This is a genomic window from Micromonospora sp. WMMD723 (genome assembly GCF_049863385.1).
Taxonomy (GTDB): Bacteria; Actinomycetota; Actinomycetes; order Mycobacteriales; family Micromonosporaceae; genus Micromonospora; species Micromonospora wenchangensis.
In genome coordinates this window covers 2,657,313-2,675,348 of the sequence record NZ_JBMKNR010000001.1, presented here as the reverse complement: position 1 = coordinate 2,675,348, position 18,036 = coordinate 2,657,313, and the positions used below count along the sequence as shown (strand labels likewise).

Below are 18,036 nucleotides of genomic sequence, written 5' to 3'. Positions count from 1 at the left end.
CGTCAGGGTTGCCCGCCGGGACGCCGCCGGGGTAGGCACCACTGCCCCCAAGGGCAACCGATCCGCCCCGACGGCCTGCCCGGCCGCCGCCCGCGCTCCCGTTCGGGCAGCCGGCAGGGTGGACGGATGATCTGGGATGTCGACCTGTCGGTCCGGGCCTGGTTGGGCCACTACCTGCCGGCGGACGTGCCTGTCGTCTTCGACCCGCCGGACCGGTGCGCGCAGCGTGCCGACGGTGACCTGGTCTCGGCGTTCCTGCTGGACGTCGAGGAGGACTCGGCGGGCGTCTCGGCGACCTGGGACGAGCTGCGCGACGCCGACGGCCAGCTCGTCGGGCGTCGACCGCCGGGCCGCCGGTACCGGTTCAGCTACCTGTTGACCGCCTGGGCGGCCGACACCGAGCGGGAGCACCGGCTGCTGGGTGACCTGCTGGTGGGCTGCGCGAGCTGCACCGCCCTGCCCTCGGGGTTCCTGACCGGGGCGGTGGCCCGCGCCAACCAGCCGGTGGTGGTGCGCAGCGCGCCCCGGCGGGAGGGGGACGCCGGTTCCGCCTGGGTGGGCTACGGCGGGACCGCCCGGACCGGGTTGCACCTGCAACTGCTCGTGCCGTTCGTGCCCGAGACGCAGACCGACCTGGCCCCGCCGCCGCGTGAGGTCAGCGTCAACAGCGGCGGCGGTCGACCCGCCGGCCCCGGCGGGGTGGCGGGCCGCCGGCCGAGGGGCGGGATCAGCGAGCCGCGCTGACGGCCCGCTGCCCGATCAGGCGTTCCGCTGCCCGTTCAGGTAGCCACGGCTGCCCCTTGGTGTTCCTCGTTCGTGGTTCTGCCGGTCCCGCCCGCGCGGCGAGACTGCCGGCATGAGTGTCGCTGTGGGACTTGTCGAGACCGACCTCACCGTCGCCGCGGGCGGCACGGTCGGCTGCACCGTCCGGGTGCGTAACACCGCTGCCGTCGTCGACCAGTTCACCCTGGACGTGGTCGGCGACGCCGCACCGTGGGCCGAGGTCGAGCCGGCGACGATGAACCTGCTGCCCGGCACCGAGCAGGAGGCGCGGGTGACGTTCACGCCGCCGCGTGCGGCGACCGTGCCGGCCGGCGGCGTCGACTTCGGGGTACGGGTGCGGGGGCGGGAGAACCCCGAGGGTTCGGTGGTGGAGGAGGGCACCGTCACCGTGCAGCCCTTCGTGGAGCTGGCGACGGAGCTGGTGCCCCGGACCTCCCAGGCGCGGCGCGCCGCCCGGCACCAGTTGGTGATCGACAACACCGGCAACGTCGAGACCACGGTCGAGGTGCTGCCCGCCGACCCGGACCGCCTGCTGACGTTCCGGGTGCTGCCGGCCGCGCCGGTGCTGCGGCCGGGCACGGCCACGTTCGTGAAGCTGCGGGTACGCCCCCGCAAGCGGTTCCTGCTCGGCCCGGACCGCAACCTGCCGTTCCAGGTGGCGGTGACCCGTCCCGACGCCGAGCCGATCACCAGCGACGGCCTGCTGGTGCAACGGTCCGTCCTGCCGGCCTGGTCGCCCCGGGTGGTGCTGGTGGCCGCCGCGGTGGCGGTGGCCCTGGTGGGGCTCTGGTTCGCGGTGCTCAAACCCACCGTGCAGTCCACCGCGAAGGAGGCCGCCCAGGTGGAGACCAAGGAGTTGTCCCAGGAGGTCGCCGAGGTGAAGACCCAGGCCAGCGAGGCGGCGGAGACCGCCGAGAAGGCCGAGAAGGTGGCCATCGTCGCGGCCGGCGCCAGCCCGAAACCGAGCGCGGCCCCGAGCCCGACCACCGAAACCGGGAAGGGCAACGGCACCGGGCCGGGTGCCCAGGGCGGGACGCTCGACAACGCCGACCCGGAGACCGCCGCCGACTTCCGGGTGGCCACCAGCGCGTCGCCGACCACCGCCAACGAGTTCACCCTCTCCACCTACCGGCCGGCCGAGAAGAAGGTGCTCTGGGTGACCGACATCGTGCTGCAGAACCCGCACGGCGACGCCGGCCTGCTCCAGGTACGGCGGGGCGACACGGTGCTGCTGGAGACCGGCCTGAACAACTTCCGGGACCTGGACTACCACTTCGTCCAGCCGCTGCGGTTCTCCGCCGGCCAGCCGGTGACGGTCGCGGTGAAGTGCGCGAACCCGGGCACCACGGCGTGCACCCCGGCCGCGTACTTCGCCGGTCAGCTCGTGCCGGTCGCCCCCGCCCCGAGCCCCTCCCCCAGCCGATGAGCGACCAGCACGCCGCCGCCCGGCGGGCCCCCGGCCCGCGCCCCGCCGGCCCGACCGACACCGCCGGCCCGACCGACACCGCCGACCCGGCTGACACCCCCCGTCCGGCCGACACCGTCCACCCCGGACCGGTCCGCGCGGCGGTCCGCTCCCGCGACCCGATCTCCCAGGCCGGGGTGACGGCCCAGCTCGGCACCGTCGGACCGGACGAACCCGCAGGGGCGCGGCCGGTCGTGGTGGCCGGCCCCGACGACGAACCGGACATCCTGGTGATCGTCGCCGACACGGTGGACGGGTGGCTGCTGGCCCAGCTCGACGCGTTGACCGGGCGGCCGTCCCCCCGACCGGTGCTGGTGGTGGGGCAGCTCGACGACACCGCCGGCCTGCAGGCGATCGAGGCGGGCGGCCTGAGCCTGGTACGCCGTTCGGAGAGCACCGCCACCCTGCTGCGCGACGTGGTCCGGGCCGCCGCCCGGGGCGAGGCGAGGCTCCCCACCGACCTGCTCAGCTCGCTGCTGACCCGGGTCGGCCGGGCACAACGGCAGGTGTTGGCGCCCCGGGGGTTGACCATCCTGCCGCTGTCCCCCCGCCAGCTCGCCGTGCTCCGGATGATCGCCGCCGGGGCGGACATCGCGACGATCGCCCGGGAGCTGTCCTACTCGGAACGCAGCATCAAGAACATCGTGCACGAGATCACCACCCAGCTCGGTGTCCGTAACCGCACCCAGGCGGTCGCGCACGCCATCCGCGAGGGGCTGATCTGATCCCGTCCCGTCGCTCAGGGGGAGGTTGTCATCGTGGGCGTACCCGCGGCGAAGCTCGGTGACAAGGTGGTCGGCACCGACACGCACATCATCATGGTTCCCTCACCGACCGGGCCGGTGCCGACACCCACCCCGATGCCCTTCGCCGGGACGATCGCCAACGGGTGCAGCACCGACGTGCTGATCGAGGGCAAGCCGGCCGCCGTCGTCGGCAGCGTCGCGGTGAACGCCCCGCCGCACGTGCCGACCGGTGGGCCGTTCCAGACGCCGCCGAACAACCAGGGCACGATCGTCGCCGGCAGCCCACTGGTGCTGATCAACGGCAAGCCGGCGGCCCGGCACGGCGACAAGGTCAACACCTGCAACGACCCGGCTCCGCTGCCGGCCGGCAGCATCGTCGCCACCGGTCAGGTGCTGGTCGGCTGACCGGGCCGCGTGCCCCGGGCGACCCCGGCGGGGGTGGTCGCGGTCCGGTGCGCCCCGGCCGTGGCCCGGATCGGTGCTCCGGTGCGCCCGGGCGGGTGGGCCGGTCAGCGGCGGCGGGTGAAGGGCCCCGGCTGGCCGGTCGCCGACTGCACCAGGAAACTGCCGCTGGTCACCTGGCCCACCGACGGCACCGAGGCGAGCGCGGCCCGGGGGCCGGCGAGCCCCTCCTCGAAGACCACCATCGGCACCGCGAACCGGCCGGACGCGTCGGCGACCGCCGTCACCGTGCCGGTGCCGTCGACCCAGCCGACCAGCACCTCGGCACCCGCCGGGAAGCCCTGGCCGAGCGCGGTGACCACCTGGCCGGGACGGCCGACGCCCGGGTTGAACTGCAACGTCGGGCTGCGGCCCGAGACGCTCAGCGCCAGCGACTGGGCGGCGACCCCGCCGGTGTCGGTGGCGCTGGCCAGGCTGAGCGTCGACGTGGCCGCACCGATCGCCCGGGGGGTGGCGGTGAGCGCCATCGTGCAGGACCCGGCGACGGCCAGCACCCCGGCGCAGGTGGAGCCGGTGACCGCGAAGACCGCCGGGAGGGGTTGTTCGGCGAGGGCGGCGGCCACGGTCAGCGGGTAGTCGCCGATGTTGGTGAGGGTCACCGTCCGGGCCGCCGAGGGCACCCCGAGCGGGGCCTCCCCGAGGTCGACCGTGGCGGCGTCGGAGTGCAGCACCGGTACGTCGGGTGCCGCGCCGCTGACGGTCACGGTCAGCCGTTCCGGCTCGCCCTGCACGATGCCGTCCACTGACACGTCGAGCCGGCAGGCGTACTCGCCGTTGCGGGCTGCGGGGTCGACCGCGACGGCGACGGTGAGGTCGACGGTGCCGCCGCTGTCGACGGTCTGCTCGGCCGGGGTGACGGAGGCCGTGAGCTGCGGGTCGCAGTCGGTGACGTGCGCGGCGACGGTGCTCTGGATGGCGCGGATGCCGGCCAGGATGGCGTTGGAGACCTCGGACGGGCCGGCGGCGTTGAGCAGCACGCCCCCGGTCTGCCTGGTGATCTCGGTGTACTGCCCGGTCTGGTCGAGGGAGTAGCTGCCCGGGTTGCCGACGTCCACGGCCACCACCCGTACGCCCCGGGTGGTCAGCGCCCCGATGGTACCGGCGAGGTCGTGGCCGACGCTCGGGTCGTGCGACGGCGCGTCCCCGAAGATCACCACGATCGGGCTGCTCTCGGTGCGCAGGCTGACCGCTCCGGCGGCGACGGCATGCAGGGCGTTCAGGCCGGCCTCCGGGTCGTCGCCCCCGCCGCCGGCGGTCCAGACGTTCACCGCGTCCTGCACCTCGGACGGCACGGCCGTCAGGTCCCGGTCGAGCCGGAAGACGAACTCGTCGCCCTCGTCCCGGAACTCGGCGACCGCGAACCGGGCGTCGGGTTGGACGCCGCTGATGTCGTCGACGATCCGCTTCGCGTTGACCCGGACGTCGTTCAGCGCCGCCTGCATGCTGCCGGTCGTGTCGGCGAGCAGCACCACGTCGGGCCGGGGCGGGATGGTCGCGGTGGTCACCGTGCGGGTGACCACCGCCGAGCCACCGGGGGTCAGCCCGAGGGTCGTCCCGGCGGGTTCGCCGACCAGGGGGGCGACGCCGTCGCCCACGCTGATCCGCAACGCCGGGCCGCCGGCCGGTCGCGGTGCCGCGAGGAACTCGGCGTACGCGGCCGGCGGTGCACCGGCCACCAGGAGTGCCAGCACGGCGATCGCCGACGCGGCGCGCAGGGACCGGGACGCTGAGGCTGCCATGGTGGACAGTGAACGCGGCCCGTCCGGGTCGACCGCGACCGTGTGGGAAGTCCTGCGGGCAGTCCCGCCTGCCCGTTCGGGCACCGCCCCGACGCCCCCGCCGGCGGTCACCCTACTGCGGGCGGGCCGACAGCACCCGCACGTCCAGCCCGCCGGAGCAACGCCGGACGACCGCCGCCACGCTCTGCTCGTGGCTGGTCCGCACCGGGTCGACGGTGAAGTACGCCTTGCGGCCCCGGCCGTGGCGCACCACGTAGCTCTCGGCCGTGCCACCGGCCCACGGGTCCCCGAACGTCTTGAGCACGTTGTAGATCGGGGTGTCCATGTCGCTCTCGTCGGTGTAGAACATCACCAGGTCCTTGAACTGCACGTAGTGCGCGTACGCCCCGTCGTCGGTCAGGGTCGCGATGATCCCGGTGTTGTGCGCGTTGAGGGCCGAGTCGATCGTCACCGTGATGAAGACGTACTGCGGGAAGACGTGGATGGTCACCCGGTCGTCCCGGTACATGCGGGGCATCCGGTTCATCGCCCTCCCGATCATGGTGGCGAGTTCGTCCACGTCCACCCCCCACGGGCCGACGAGGGCCTGGGTCTGCGCCCAGGAGTAGTGGCCGGCCAGGTTGGAGTTGGCCTCCGGGTTCAGCGTGAAGGCCACCCCGATCTTGAACTCGCCGTGCTGCCACTCCGGCGCGTCCTCCCCCTCCACCAGCGGCTCCGCGAACCGGACCGACTTCTCCGGGGCGGGGGGTGCCACCAGGTCGTCGTCGGACGCGATGTGGCCGAACGCCCGGTCGTAGCCGGAGTAGTCGTAGCTCTCCTCCTCGCTCTCCCGGTCGCTCTCCTCCTCCTCCTTGCCCCGGCCCTGGTGCCGGAGCGCCTCCTCGGCGAGGGCCTGGCAGGACGCCACGAAGGCGGGCATCACCTCGGGGACGGACAGCGCCATGACCGCGGCCTGCTGCACCTCCTCCCGCCAGAGCGCGAACAGCTGCTCGTCGTCGCGCAGCAGCTCGGCCAGCGTGGCGAAGTCGTCGTCGTCCCGGAGTTCGACAGGCACGTCCGGGAACCGTCGGGCAGTCTCCGCCAGCGCGGTGCCCATCGCCCAGTCGTCCCACGGCCGGGGCAGTTGGCGCTCGAACGTGTCCAGCGTCGCCCGCACGTCGTCGCCGTGCCGGTAGGTGACCAGCAGGTACTCCAGGCTGCGGATCAGGTCGTGGCGGTCCGGGTGCATCTGCTCGATCCACCTGCCGAACATCCGGGTGCCGTAGTCGCCGTCGAGAACGGTGGCGAACTCGACAAGCTGGAAGTAGTCCGGGCTCTGCGTGGCATCGTCCCAGTAGTTCTCTTGCCAGGTCATGACCGCTCTTTTCGGATCGGCGACAGTCGACCCGGCCACCCTGTCCCGACCCCGGCCGCCGCGGTACGCGGGCACCGGCCGTCTTAGGGGCAGTCCCCCCTGCCCCCGGGGGCAAGCCCACCCGGGGCCGGCGCGGTGGCCGGTCGTCGTCGGGGTCGAGCGCGACGACGGTACGCCCGGCCGTGGGCAGCACCGCCCGGAGCCCGTGACCGAGTGTCCACCCCGGATGACGGGGAACGTGGTGACAGGCCAACATTCGTCCATGCGATTCGCTGTCCCGCACCACCTGCCCGGCCGGCTCCTCCGCGCACCGTGGTGGGAACGGTCCGTCGCCGTGCTCGGCCTGCTGCTGCTCGTCGACAGCTTCCTCCCCTGGTACCGGTTGAGCTGGACGGTCAGCCGGTACGGCAGCGGGCAGGAGACCCACCACGTCAACACGGCCACGGCATGGCACAGCTCATCGGCCTGGTCGCTGGCCGTGCTCCTCGGCGTCACCGCGGCGGTCGGCCATCTCACCTGCGGCACCGCCACCACCAGGTGGCGGACGCGGCTGCGCTGGCTGTTTCTGCTCACCGCGACGACGGGTCTGCTCGTGGCAACCGTCTCCTGGCTGGCGATCCCGTCGGTGGACGCGCCGGGCGGGTACGGCTTCGTCGCGGCGGACGAGGTCACGGGCGGGGTCCGGCTCGGCGACATCGTGCGTGACCGGCTCTACGGCAGGGAGGTGAACGTCGCCTGGGGCTTCTACCTCGCGGTGTTCCTCATGATGGCGCTGGTGCTGCTCATGCTCCAGGACGTCGTCCGGCGGGCCGACCGCCACGCTGCCGCCGTAACCGGATAGGGCGACCGCCCTGCGCTGGCGTTCGCCGTGCGGACGGTTCGGCCTTCCCACCGGCATCGACGACCGGGGAACGGTCGGGCTGGAGAAGCGGTCACGAAACCGGGAAGATTGACTGCAAGCGATCAGTAGCGCACGTGGTGACCCCGCGACCGGCAGGTCGACGCGCTCTTGACTCCGGGCTCCGGGAGGTACGGTGACCAGTTTGTCATTCGGGCCACGGTTGCGGGAGCTGCGCCGGGCGGCCGGGCTGACGATGGAGGAGCTGGCCGAGGCGTCCGGGGTGAGCGGGCGGGCCATCAGCGACATGGAGCGTGGGCGCAGCCGCGCACCCCAGGCCCGGACACTGGCCGCGCTGGCCGACGCGCTGAGCCTCGGTGCCGCCGACCGAGCCGCCCTGGTCGAGCTGGCACGTTCGGGGCGCTCGGAGAGCAAGGCCGGACGTCCCCGGGTCGGTGAGCTGCCGCGCGAGGTCAGCGACTTCGTCGGTCGGGAGCCGGAGCTGGAGTTGCTCCGCCGGCACGCCGCAACCGCGTCCGACCGCCCGACACCGGTGGTGGTGGTGCACGGCCAGGCCGGGCTGGGCAAGACCGCGTTCGCGGTCCGCGCAGCCGGTCGACTGGGGGACAGGTTCCCCGACGGCACGATCTTCGTGGACCTCCGGGGCACCGACGCGACACCGATGGCGGTCGGCGAGGCGTTGCGACGGCTGTTGCGGGCGCTGACGGTCGACCCGCGCGACATCGCCGACGACGAGGTGGAGCGGGCCAGCCAGTTGCGCGCGATCCTGCGGACGCGGTGCTGCCTGCTCGTGCTCGACAACGCGGCGCACGAGGCCCAGGTGCGTCCGCTGTTACCGGGCGCGGGGGCGGGCATGGTGCTGGTGACCAGCCGCCGCGCTCTGGGCGGTCTGGAGGGGGTGCTGCGGATCGGGCTGACGCCGTTGGCGACCGCGGAGGCAGCCGACCTGCTACGGGCGATCGTGCGGGACGCCTCGGACAGGGCCGCCGACGAGGAGGTCGCGTCGGTTGCCCGGTTGTGCGGCAATCTGCCGCTGGCGTTGCGGATCGCGGGGACCCGGCTGGCCAGCCGGCCAGGGTGGACCATGGGGCATCTGGCGGAGCGGCTGTCGGACACGGATCGGCGGCTGGCCAACCTGGCGGCGGGCGACCTGGGCGTGGAGCCCGCGTTCATGCTGTCGTACGCCCACCTGTCGGTGTCCGCGAAGGCGACGTTCCGGCGGTTGGCGCACGTACCGGGAGTGGACTTCGCCGCCCCGCTGGCCGCGGTGCTGATCGGAACCGGGGCGGCACCCACCCGGGCCGACGTCTTCGCCGCCGAGGACCACCTGGACGAGCTGGTCGAGCTGGGCCTGTTGCAGTCCGCGGGGGAGGTGCGATACCGCTTCCACGACCTGATCCGGCTGTTCGCCGGCGAGCGGTTGCGAGCCGAGGAGCCGCCGGAGGGCCGGGCGGCGACCCACCGTCGGATGGTCGACTGGTTGTTGGAGACCGCGATCGTCGCCGGCAGGTGGTTCGAACCAGGGTTCGGCGCGCCACCGGAGGACTGGCACGGACTTGTCGCCCTCGACACCGCGGAGCAGGCGCAGGTCTGGTTGCAGGTCGAGCGGGACAACTGGCTGGAGGCCCTGCGGAGGGCGGCTACGGCGGGGGCGCACCAGCGGGTGGTCGACGTGGCCGAGGCGATGGTCTGGTATTCGGACCGGACGATCGACTGGGGGCACTGGTCCGAGGTGTACGACCTGTCCCGGACCGCCGCCGCCCGGCTGCCCGACCGTCGGCGGCAGATCACCCACCTCAACTACGCCGCCTGGGCGACCAGCACCTGCGAGAAGCGCCACGAGGAGAGCGCGGCGCTGGCGATGGACGCCTACCGGCTCGCCGGGGAGCTCGGCGACCTGGCGGAACAGTCCAACGCGCTCTGGTACGCGGGCGAGGCGTGGTCCTTTGCCGGGAACCCGGTGGACGCCCTGTGGGCCTACTGCCGCGCGCAGGAACTGGCCGACGCCGTCGACAGCCACGACAGGTACGTCCAGATCGGTATCGGGCTCGGACGCGCGCTCAACGAACTCGGCAGGTTCGACGAGGCGCTCAACGAGTTCCGGGAGGTGCTGCGGGAGATCGACAGCCGTCCGGTCGGGCCGGCGCCAGCGCTGGTGGCCCGGATGTCGGCCCGGATCCACATGGCCAGGACCCTGGCCGACGCGCGCCGTTGGGAGGCGGCGCTGGACGAGGCGTCCCGCGCCCTGCCGCTGGCCGTCGAGTTCGGCGGGCTCAGCCCGATCGGGCAGGCGCACCTGACGTTGGGTCGGGCGCATGCCGCCCTCGGTGCCACCGACGAGGCCCGGGACCATCTGACCCGGGCGGTCACGCTGCTGGAGGAGGGGAAGGCCATCCGCGCAGCGATCGCCCTGGCGCGGACGGAACTGGCGGCACTCGACCGCTGAGCTGCCCGGACGTGGACCAGGTTCTGCGTAATGTTCTGCATGGTTCCCGCCCGTCGCCGCTGGTTGCATAGGCGTACCGGCTGATCCCCCGGGACACGGGAGACCTCCACCGGATGCCGGCGATGCCGCCCGGCAGGTATGCGAACGCACCGCAACCCGCGCCTACCGAAGGGAAACACCATGCCCGTCTCCGTCAGCCGCCGGTCCCTGTTGATCGGTGCCACGATCGTGGCCGCCACCGCGGCGACCACCGTCCCCGCCGCCTCCGCCGCGACGTCCCACCCGAAACCCACTGTCGTCCTCGTGCACGGCGCGTTCGCCGACGCGTCCGGGTGGGCCGAGGTGACCCGCAAGCTGCAGCGTGACGGCTATCCGGTGCTCGCTCCGGCCAACCCGCTGCGCGGGGTGGAAGCCGATTCCGCCTACCTGTCCAGCGTCCTGCAGACGGTTCCCGGCCCGATCGTGCTGGTCGGCCACTCCTACGGCGGCTTCGTGATCACCAACGCCGCGACCGGCAACCCGAACGTCAAGGCCCTCGTCTACGTCGCCGCGTTCGCCCCGGACCAGGGTGACACGGTGTTCACGCTGCAGACCAGATTCCCGGGCAGCAAGCTGGGCCAGGACGCGCTGGACATCCGGCCGTACCCGCTGCCCGACGGGAGCACGAGCTACGACGGGTACGTCAAGGCGGCCGTGTTCCGGGACGTCTTCGCCGGGGACCTGCCGGCCACCACCACCGCGACCATGGCCGCCAGCCAGCGACCGAGCGACGTGCACACCCTGGAGCAGCCCGCCGGGCCGGCGGCGTGGAAGACCATCCCGTCCTGGTTCCTGATCGCCCGCAACGACAACCTCATCCCCACCGACGCCCAGCGGTTCATGGCCGACCGCGCCGGCGGCCACCGGGTCGAGGTCAACGCCTCCCACGTCGCGATGATCTCCAAGCCCGGCGTGTGCGCGGACCTCATCAGGGCCGCCGCCCGCGCCACCACCCGCTGACTTGAGCGACGGCCGGCGACACCCTCTCGCCCCACTAACCGATCGCCCACTCCGCACCGGCGGGCCGCCCGCGGAACGCCACCGGTCCCGACAGGAGCAGATACCATGAGCTACATCACCGCTACGGACGGCGCGCAGATCTTCTTCAAGGACTGGGGCGCGGGTCGCCCGGTTGTCCTCTCCCACGGTTGGCCGCTGAACTCCGACAGCTGGGAGGCCCAGATGCTCACCCTGGCCGGCCAGGGATACCGGGTCATCGCCCACGACCGGCGTGGCCACGGCCGCTCCACCCAGACCTGGCACGGCAACGAGATGAACACGTACGCCGACGACCTCGCCACCCTGATCGACACCCTCGACCTGCGTGCGGCCACCCTGGTCGGGTTCTCCACCGGCGGCGGTGAGGTCGCCCGCTACCTCGGCCGGCACGGCAGCGCCCGCGTCGCACAGGCCGTCCTGGTCTCAGCCGTCCCCCCGTTCATGCTGCGCACCGCCGACAACCCCGACGGCGTACCGGTCGACGTGTTCGACGCGATCCGCGCCGGGTCGCTCGCCGACCGTTCGCAGCTCTACCGGGATCTCGCCGACGGTCCCTTCTTCGGCCACAACCGGCCCGGGGCGGACGTCTCCCAGGGCATCCGGGACGCCTTCTGGCTGCAGAGCATGCAGGCCGGCCACCGCAACGCCTACGAGTGCATCGCCGCGTTCTCCGCCACGGACTTCCGCCCCGACCTCGACGCCTTCGACATCCCGACCCTGGTCATCCACGGCGACGACGACCAGATCGTGCCGTTCGAGGTCGGTGGCAGAGCCTCGGCCGCCCGGATCAGGGACGCCGAACTCACGGTCTACCCGGGTGCTCCGCACGGCATCACCGACACCCACCCCGAGCAGCTCGGTGCCGACCTGCTCGCCTTCCTCGACCGGCACGTCGACTGACCGCGTCAGCCGACGGAAAGGAAACCGCCATGAACAGCAAGCCGGACACCATCGTCCTGGTCCACGGTTTCTGGGTGACCCCGCGTTCCTGGGAACACTGGAAGGCCCGCTACGAGAGCCAGGGCTACCGGGTCCTCACGCCCGCCTACCCCGGCTTCGAGGTCGAGGTCGAGGCGCTCAACGCCGATCCGTCGCCTGTCGAACGGGTGACCGTGCCGCAGATCATCGCGCACCTCGAAGACCTCATCGCGCAGCTGGCCACCCCACCGATCCTGATCGGTCACTCCGCTGGTGGCGCGTTCACCCAGGTCCTGCTCGACCACGGGTACGGGGCGGCGGGCGTGGCGATCAACTCCGCCCCCACCGAGGGCGTCACGATCGTCCCGTTGTCGCAGATCCGGTCGACGTTCCCGGTGCTGAACAATCCGGCCAACCGGCACCGGGCGATCGGGCTCACCCACGACCAGTGGCACTACGCCTTCACCAACACCTTCGACGAGGCGGCATCCCGGGCGCTGTACGAGCGGTACCACGTGCCGGCGTCGGGGGCGATCCTGTGGGGCAGCGTGCTGGCGAACTTCCAGCCCGGTCACCAGGACGTCTGGGTCGACTACCACAACGACAGGCGGGGCCCGCTGCTCTTCATCTCCGGCGAGAAGGACCACCTGATGCCGCCGTCGATCCAGCGGTCCAACGCCAGGCACTACAAGTCCGACACCCTCACCGAGGTCGTCGAGTTCCCCGACCGGGCCCACCTGCTCCCCGCCCAGCAGGGCTGGGAGGAGGTCGCCGACTACGCGCTGAACTGGGCGGTCCAGCACGCCACCCCCACCGGGGTCCGCTGAGCGTCCGCCGGTGGGGCAGCCCGTCCGCCGGGCCACCGGCGCACGATCACGCCGTCGACCGGCCGCAACGATGAACACCCGTGTGACGCCGCATCCCGACCGGGGTGCGGCGTCGCCCCGGCACCCGGAGGGGCCCTCATGACCGACGTACGCATCACCCACATCGGCGGGCCGACCACCCTGATCGAGGTCGAGGGGTGGCGGCTGCTCACCGATCCGACCTTCGACCCGGCCGGCGGCAGGTACGACTTCGGCTGGGGCACCAGCTCCCGGAAGCTGACCGGCCCCGCGATCCCCCCGGGCGACCTTCCCCCGATCGACGCGGTGCTGCTCACCCACGACCACCACGGGGACAACCTCGACGACGCCGGCCGGAGGTTGCTCCCGACGGCCGGCACCGTGATCACCACCAGCAGCGCAGCGGGACGCCTCGACTGTCCCGCCCGTGGTCTCGCCGTCTGGGCGACCACCCGACTCGAAGCTCCGGACCGGCCGACCATCGAGGTCACCGCCACGCCGGCCCGACACGGTCCGCCGTTGAGCCGTCCCGTCGTCGGCGACGTGACCGGATTCGCGCTGCGCTGGGCCGGCCAGGAGCACGGCGTCCTCTGGGTCACCGGCGACACCGTGCTGCACCGCGGCGTACGCCACGTCGCCGACCGCCTCAGCGTCGGCACCACCCTGCTGCACCTGGGCGGCGTCCGGTTCCCGGCCACCGGTCCCCTTCGTTACACGATGACCGCCCGGCAGGGCGCCGACCTGTGCCGCCTGGTCGGAGCGCACACCGTCATCCCGGTGCACTACGAGGGCTGGGGACACTTCCAGGACAGCCGCGACGCCATCGAACGCGCCTTCAGCAGGGCCCCCGACGACGTCCGGCACAGCATCCGTTGGCTGTCCATCGGCGCGCCGACCACCATCACCGTGTGAACACCTCCGACGGCGAGGTGATCGTCGGTCATGTGCGCGGTGCGTGCCCCGCGCTGGCGTTCGCCGTGGGCCCGTCCGGTCAGAACGTGGGGCGGCGGATCCGCCAGAAGACCAGGGCCAGCAACAGCACGGCCAGCCCGACGAACGTGACGGTCTCGATGGCCTGGAAGGCCCAGTAGCGTTCGATGGGTTGGTAGACAGCCCAGCGTCGGACGCCGTGGTCGTGGAGGTAGATGGCGGGGTCACCGCCCCCCTCCCGCGCCCTCCCCTCCATGATCACGGCTTCGAGACCGGTGATGTGGCGGCCGTCGGCGTCGACGAACCCCTGGTCGAGGATCATGTCCCGGGCGTTGGTCGTGCCGTCGGTGAGGTCGCCCGCTCCCGGTACGAATGCCTGGACGCTGGTGACCGGCGTGCGGAAGTGCGGGCGGATCCAGCCGGCGATGGTGACGCGTACGGCCAGGAACGCCACGAATGCCACGGCGGCGGCCGGCAGGCTGCGGCGCAGCACCGGTCCGGCGGCGACGCCCAGCGCGAACGCGAACAGGGTGTGCGCCATGGGCACGACCCCGGTCAGGTCGAAGCCGGTGATGTCGAACCCGCCCAGCAGGTCGAGGGGCTGCCGGTACCAGGCGACCACCGCGGACAGTCCGGCGGCGAGAAGGACGCTGACGGTGCCGAGCACCAGGATCTTGACGGTCAGCCAGCGCCGGCGGGGCACCGCCTGGGTCCAGGCCAGCTGCCAGGTGCCCGCCTCCAGTTCCCGGGCGAGCAGCGGCGCGCCGAGGAAACCGCCGATCGCGTACGGGACGAAGTTGAGCAGGATCAGCACGGTGGTGCTGTAGCCGTGGTCCTGTTGGAGCCGGGCCAGTGCGGACCGGCAGCCCTCGTCCAGCGGTGGCGCCAGGCAGTGGGCCGGACCCATCGGGAACAGGGCGTGCATCGGCCGGCCGAGGACGATCAGCGCCACGGCGACGACGCCGACGAAGACCGTCAGTGCCAGGACCTCGGTACGGTGCTGACGCCACATCATCCAGGTCATGCGGCCCGCTCCCGGTCTTCGGCGTCGAGGTCGGCGGGTCGGCGCAGGTAGGCCAGCACGAGCTCGTCCAGCCCGACGGGGTTCGCCTGCCAGCCGGGGATGACAGGCGTCGCCGCCTGGCGTACCAGCATGGTGGTGTGCCGGTCGCTGTGCCTGACCTCGATCACCGACGGGTCGCGGTGGTCCGTCCCGACCCGCGGACCGACGAGCAGCCGGTGTTCGGCCAGCAGCGACTCGATGTCGCCGGCGAGCACGACCCGGCCGTGGTTGATCACCACGAGGTGGTCGCAGACCCGTTCCAGTTCGTGGAGGGCGTGGGAGGAGAACAGCACGGTCAGTTGGCTGTCGGCGACCGCGCCCATCAGGGTCCGCTGGAACTCCTGCCGGGCCAGCGGATCCAGGCTGGACAGTGGCTCGTCCAAGACCAGCAGGTCGGGTCGCTTGGCCAGCGCCAGCGTGAGCGCCACCTGGGACTGCTGCCCGCCGGAGAGCGCGCCGGCGCGGGCGTGCAGCGGGATGCCCAGCCGGGTCAGGCGTCGCGCGGCCAGCTCGTGGTCGAAGCGCACGTTGCAGGAGCGACCGAAGCGCAGCAGGTCCGCCACGGTGAACTGGCGGTAGAGCGGGTGGTCCTGCGCGAGGAAGCCGATGCGGGTCAGGGCCCGCACGCTGTTGGTGGCGGGCGACTCGCCGAGCACCTCGACCGAGCCGGTGGTGGGCGTGAGCAGTCCGACCGCCAGGCGCAGCAGCGTGGTCTTGCCGGCGCCGTTCGGTCCGACCAGGGCGCTGACGCGGCCGGGGGGCAGCTCCAGGGTGCAGTCGCGCAGGGCCCAGCCTTTGCGGTACCGCTTGCCGAGGTTCTGCGTACGCAGCGCGGGTTGGGTCGTCATGCTGACTCCGCATTCGTCCTGGTCCCGTGGTGGACGCTGGCGAACAGGGCGGCGATCGCCTGGTCGTCCAGCCCTGCGGCGTACGCCCTCCGTAGCCAGGTCTGCAGGCCCCCCCGCAGGGAGGTGTAGGTGGCCGGGGGCACCGCAGCCGGCAGCGTGTCGGTGACGAACGTGCCGTGTCCCGGCCGGCCGGTGACGAGGTTCTCCTGCTCCAGTTGGCGGTATGCCTTCGCCACCGTGTTCGGATTGATGGCCAGCGACTCGACGACCTCCCGGATCAGTGGCAGGCGGTCACCGGGGCGGAGGAAGCCCAGCAGGACCGCCTGCTGCACCTGCTGGACCAGCTGCAGGTACGGCGGCACGCCGGAGCCGGTGTCGAGCCGGAAGTGGAACATCACACCCTCCTGTTTTACTAGGAGAATAGTAAAGCGACAAAGCTCGCCCGCCGTCAAGCCGCGCCTTCGTGTCCACGAGCCACCCTGCTGATGACAAAGTCATCCGAAATCGTTGACGGTGTCATCTCGATTGCCTACGCTAACTGTGATGACGCTGTCATCTTGCGGCGCCGGGGCCCTCGGCCTGCCGGAATCGACATCCGCACCCAGGCCAGGGGCGTCACGCGATCACCGAGGAGCATCAATGAAAATCTTTCTTACTGGTGGATCGGGCTTCGCCGGGGGAGCGATCCTCCGGCGGCTGGTCGAGGACGGGCACACGGTGCACGCGCTCGCCCGGTCCACGGCCGCCGCCGACGCGATCACCTCGGCCGGCGGGCTCCCGGTCAGCGGTGACCTGTCGGACCTGGTCACGTCCGGCAGTGGGCCCGGATGGCCACCGATCCTCGGCGAGGTCGACGCCGTCGTGCACTCGGCGGCCTTCATGGCCTTCTGGGGACCCGACCAGGTTTTCGTCGACCGCAACCTGCTGCCGACCCGGGCCCTCTACCAGGCCGCCGTGGACGCACAGGTCAAGCGATTCGTCCTGGTGTCCGCAGCCAGTGTCTCCACCGGCACCAACCACGACCACACCGTCGACGAGAACTCCGACACGGGCACGGCGAACATCGCCTACAGCCGGGTGAAGCTCCGCACCGAGCAGGAACTGCTCGTCCTGCCGCACGGGAACACCTCGCTGGTCGTCGTCCGGCCGCCGTTCCTGTGGGGCCGCGGCATGACCCACACCCTGCAGGGATTCGTCGACTCCGTCGAAGCCGGCCGGTTCTCCTGGATCGACGGCGGGCGGCACATGGTCGACTTCTGCCACGTCGACAACCTCGCCCACATCATCACGCTGGCACTCGACCGCGGGGATCACGGTCTGGTCTGCTACGTCACCGACGGCAGCCCCCGCCCCGCCCGTGACTTCTTCACCCCTCTGCTGGCCACCCGTGGCATCGACGTCAGCGCGGCCAACAGCGTTCCCCGGGCGGTCGCCTCGCCGCTGGCCACGCTCATGCAGACCGCCGCGAAAGCGCGTCGCCGCACCACCGCACCACCGCTCACCCCGTGGATCGTCTCGTTCATGGGCCGCGACCGCGTCTACGACATCACCCGGGCACGACGTCGGCTGGGCTACCAGCCGGTGATCACCGTGGACGAAGGACTCCGGCAGATGGCGCACTCCCCCACCCTGGGCCGCTGAACCTCGCGCCTACACCGCCCACCAGCGAAAAAATCCCCATGAGTCAGTTCACCGTGGTCGACCAGACGTCGAAGGTGCGCCGAGTCACGTTCGCCAGTCCGCCGTTCAACCTGATCGGCGCGGACACCGTGGCAGAACTGCTCGACCTCGTCGACCGTCTGAGCGGTGAGGAACAGGTCAGCGTCGTCATCTTCGACAGTGCGACGCCGGGGTTCCTCCTCAACCACGTCGACAGCGACCAGATCCCGGCCCTCGCGGCCATGGCCGGCAGCGGACGCCTGCCCGGGTTCGTCGAACTCGGCATGCGCCTGGCCGCCGCGCCGTTCGTCAGCATCGCGTCGATCCGAGGACGTACCCGTGGCGGCGGCGCGGAGTACACCGCCGCCTTCGACCTGCGCTACGCCAGCCGGGAACAGGCGATCTTCTGCCAGCCCGAGGTCGGCTTCGGTCTGCTCCCCGGTGCCGGCGGCACCGAACGACTGACCCACCTCCTCGGCCGTGACCGGGCCCTGGAGGTGCTCCTGACCGGTCAGGACTACGACGCGGACCGCGCCGCACAGTACGGCTGGGTCACCCGGGCGATTCCCGACGCCGACCTCGACGACGTCGTCGACGCAGTGGCCCGGCGTATCGCCAGCTTCGACAAGCGCGCCGTCACGGCGGTCAAAACCCAGGTGAACCGCGCCACCCTGCCGCCGGAGGAGCACCTGCTGGCGTCGTTCGCCGAGTCCGCCCGATCCACCACGGGACCTGGTGTCGAGGCTCGCCGGCGGGCCGTCGGCGCACTCGTCGCCCGGATCGGGATCGACGACCTCGAACGGAACCTGGGCCAGCACCTCGCGTCGCTCGCCGAACAGCCGTAGCAACCTCAGGAGCCGGTAGCCACGACCCCTCGCCCA

The 18,036-nt window shown here is 72.2% G+C and carries 17 protein-coding genes; 12 read left to right on the top strand and 5 right to left on the bottom strand.

Annotation, left to right across the window (positions count from 1 at the left end; genetic code table 11):
- The first annotated feature begins 126 nt into the window (after positions 1-126).
- The 4 genes from ACN261_RS12210 (at position 127) to ACN261_RS12195 (ending at position 3,399) form a co-directional block, all read left to right on the top strand.
- Positions 127-744: a Pvc16 family protein gene (locus tag ACN261_RS12210; RefSeq protein ID WP_204928564.1), complete on the top strand. Its 618-nt coding sequence runs from the start codon at positions 127-129 to the stop codon at positions 742-744.
- A 112-nt stretch (positions 745-856) separates the two neighbouring features.
- On the top strand, positions 857-2,209 hold the full coding sequence (locus ACN261_RS12205) for a hypothetical protein (RefSeq protein WP_421485317.1): 1,353 nt from the start codon (positions 857-859) through the stop codon (positions 2,207-2,209).
- Positions 2,206-2,973 carry a helix-turn-helix transcriptional regulator gene (locus ACN261_RS12200; RefSeq protein ID WP_425850116.1) on the top strand — a complete coding sequence of 256 codons (768 nt, stop codon included), beginning with the start codon at positions 2,206-2,208 and terminating at the stop codon, positions 2,971-2,973. Before ACN261_RS12205 ends, ACN261_RS12200 begins: the two co-directional genes overlap by 4 nt.
- A gap of 33 nt (positions 2,974-3,006) precedes the next feature.
- Positions 3,007-3,399, top strand: a complete 393-nt coding sequence (locus tag ACN261_RS12195; protein WP_421485314.1) for a PAAR domain-containing protein — start codon at positions 3,007-3,009, stop codon at positions 3,397-3,399.
- Positions 3,400-3,503: 104 nt separating this feature from the next.
- Here ACN261_RS12195 and ACN261_RS12190 read toward each other — a convergent pair whose 3' ends face one another.
- Both ACN261_RS12190 and ACN261_RS12185 read right to left on the bottom strand, forming a co-directional pair.
- A complete protein-coding gene (locus ACN261_RS12190; RefSeq protein ID WP_425850113.1) occupies positions 3,504-5,195 on the bottom strand; it encodes a choice-of-anchor D domain-containing protein in 1,692 nt (563 codons plus the stop codon).
- A gap of 112 nt (positions 5,196-5,307) precedes the next feature.
- The gene (locus ACN261_RS12185; protein WP_425850110.1) at positions 5,308-6,549 is read right to left on the bottom strand and encodes a hypothetical protein; all 1,242 of its coding nucleotides are present in this window, start codon (positions 6,547-6,549) and stop codon (positions 5,308-5,310) included.
- 262 nt (positions 6,550-6,811) lie between these two features.
- Between ACN261_RS12185 and ACN261_RS12180 the strand changes: the two genes are divergently transcribed.
- The 6 genes from ACN261_RS12180 to ACN261_RS12155 all read left to right on the top strand — a co-directional run bounded on the left by ACN261_RS12180 (position 6,812) and on the right by ACN261_RS12155 (position 13,567).
- Positions 6,812-7,390, top strand: a complete 579-nt coding sequence (locus tag ACN261_RS12180; RefSeq protein WP_425850107.1) for a hypothetical protein — start codon at positions 6,812-6,814, stop codon at positions 7,388-7,390.
- Between the two features lie 193 nt (positions 7,391-7,583).
- On the top strand, positions 7,584-9,854 hold the full coding sequence (locus ACN261_RS12175; RefSeq protein ID WP_425850106.1) for an ATP-binding protein: 2,271 nt from the start codon (positions 7,584-7,586) through the stop codon (positions 9,852-9,854).
- Between the two features lie 180 nt (positions 9,855-10,034).
- Positions 10,035-10,853, top strand: a complete 819-nt coding sequence (locus ACN261_RS12170) for an alpha/beta fold hydrolase (protein WP_425850103.1) — start codon at positions 10,035-10,037, stop codon at positions 10,851-10,853.
- Between the two features lie 105 nt (positions 10,854-10,958).
- Positions 10,959-11,792 carry an alpha/beta fold hydrolase gene (locus ACN261_RS12165; RefSeq protein WP_421485304.1) on the top strand — a complete coding sequence of 278 codons (834 nt, stop codon included), beginning with the start codon at positions 10,959-10,961 and terminating at the stop codon, positions 11,790-11,792.
- A gap of 29 nt (positions 11,793-11,821) precedes the next feature.
- A complete protein-coding gene (locus ACN261_RS12160; RefSeq protein ID WP_425850101.1) occupies positions 11,822-12,637 on the top strand; it encodes an alpha/beta hydrolase in 816 nt (271 codons plus the stop codon).
- A gap of 138 nt (positions 12,638-12,775) precedes the next feature.
- Positions 12,776-13,567, top strand: a complete 792-nt coding sequence (locus tag ACN261_RS12155; protein WP_425850099.1) for an MBL fold metallo-hydrolase — start codon at positions 12,776-12,778, stop codon at positions 13,565-13,567.
- A 79-nt stretch (positions 13,568-13,646) separates the two neighbouring features.
- Here ACN261_RS12155 and ACN261_RS12150 read toward each other — a convergent pair whose 3' ends face one another.
- The 3 genes from ACN261_RS12150 to ACN261_RS12140 are packed head-to-tail and all read right to left on the bottom strand — an operon-like array spanning position 13,647 to position 15,891.
- The gene (locus ACN261_RS12150; RefSeq protein ID WP_425850096.1) at positions 13,647-14,609 is read right to left on the bottom strand and encodes an ABC transporter permease subunit; all 963 of its coding nucleotides are present in this window, start codon (positions 14,607-14,609) and stop codon (positions 13,647-13,649) included.
- Positions 14,606-15,496, bottom strand: coding sequence for an ABC transporter ATP-binding protein (locus tag ACN261_RS12145; protein ID WP_425850095.1), 891 nt, complete (start codon positions 15,494-15,496; stop codon positions 14,606-14,608). Before ACN261_RS12145 ends, ACN261_RS12150 begins: the two co-directional genes overlap by 4 nt.
- Positions 15,493-15,891, bottom strand: a complete 399-nt coding sequence (locus ACN261_RS12140) for a GntR family transcriptional regulator (protein WP_421485297.1) — start codon at positions 15,889-15,891, stop codon at positions 15,493-15,495. The genes ACN261_RS12145 and ACN261_RS12140 overlap by 4 nt, the downstream gene beginning before the upstream one ends.
- A 244-nt stretch (positions 15,892-16,135) precedes the next feature.
- On the opposite strand from ACN261_RS12140, the gene ACN261_RS12135 reads away from it, so the two are divergent.
- On the top strand, positions 16,136-17,137 hold the full coding sequence (locus ACN261_RS12135) for an NAD-dependent epimerase/dehydratase family protein (protein ID WP_425850092.1): 1,002 nt from the start codon (positions 16,136-16,138) through the stop codon (positions 17,135-17,137).
- Positions 17,138-17,175: 38 nt separating this feature from the next.
- Entirely contained in the window at positions 17,176-18,000 is an 825-nt protein-coding gene (locus ACN261_RS12130) for an enoyl-CoA hydratase/isomerase family protein (RefSeq protein ID WP_425850090.1), read from the top strand.
- Positions 18,001-18,036: the final 36 nt, after the last annotated feature.

Excerpts from the sequence above, each read along its gene's own strand:
- ACN261_RS12210 (WP_204928564.1), top strand. The coding sequence starts at position 127 with ATGATCTGGGATGTCGACCTGTCGGTCCGGGCCTGGTTGGGCCACTAC.
- ACN261_RS12205 (WP_421485317.1), top strand. The coding sequence starts at position 857 with ATGAGTGTCGCTGTGGGACTTGTCGAGACCGACCTCACCGTCGCCGCG.
- ACN261_RS12200 (WP_425850116.1), top strand. The coding sequence starts at position 2,206 with ATGAGCGACCAGCACGCCGCCGCCCGGCGGGCCCCCGGCCCGCGCCCC.
- ACN261_RS12190 (WP_425850113.1), bottom strand. The coding sequence starts at position 5,195 with ATGGCAGCCTCAGCGTCCCGGTCCCTGCGCGCCGCGTCGGCGATCGCC.
- ACN261_RS12185 (WP_425850110.1), bottom strand. The coding sequence starts at position 6,549 with ATGACCTGGCAAGAGAACTACTGGGACGATGCCACGCAGAGCCCGGAC.
- ACN261_RS12180 (WP_425850107.1), top strand. The coding sequence starts at position 6,812 with ATGCGATTCGCTGTCCCGCACCACCTGCCCGGCCGGCTCCTCCGCGCA.
- ACN261_RS12170 (WP_425850103.1), top strand. The coding sequence starts at position 10,035 with ATGCCCGTCTCCGTCAGCCGCCGGTCCCTGTTGATCGGTGCCACGATC.
- ACN261_RS12165 (WP_421485304.1), top strand. The coding sequence starts at position 10,959 with ATGAGCTACATCACCGCTACGGACGGCGCGCAGATCTTCTTCAAGGAC.
- ACN261_RS12160 (WP_425850101.1), top strand. The coding sequence starts at position 11,822 with ATGAACAGCAAGCCGGACACCATCGTCCTGGTCCACGGTTTCTGGGTG.
- ACN261_RS12155 (WP_425850099.1), top strand. The coding sequence starts at position 12,776 with ATGACCGACGTACGCATCACCCACATCGGCGGGCCGACCACCCTGATC.
- ACN261_RS12150 (WP_425850096.1), bottom strand. The coding sequence starts at position 14,609 with ATGACCTGGATGATGTGGCGTCAGCACCGTACCGAGGTCCTGGCACTG.
- ACN261_RS12145 (WP_425850095.1), bottom strand. The coding sequence starts at position 15,496 with ATGACGACCCAACCCGCGCTGCGTACGCAGAACCTCGGCAAGCGGTAC.
- ACN261_RS12140 (WP_421485297.1), bottom strand. The coding sequence starts at position 15,891 with ATGTTCCACTTCCGGCTCGACACCGGCTCCGGCGTGCCGCCGTACCTG.
- ACN261_RS12135 (WP_425850092.1), top strand. The coding sequence starts at position 16,136 with ATGAAAATCTTTCTTACTGGTGGATCGGGCTTCGCCGGGGGAGCGATC.
- ACN261_RS12130 (WP_425850090.1), top strand. The coding sequence starts at position 17,176 with ATGAGTCAGTTCACCGTGGTCGACCAGACGTCGAAGGTGCGCCGAGTC.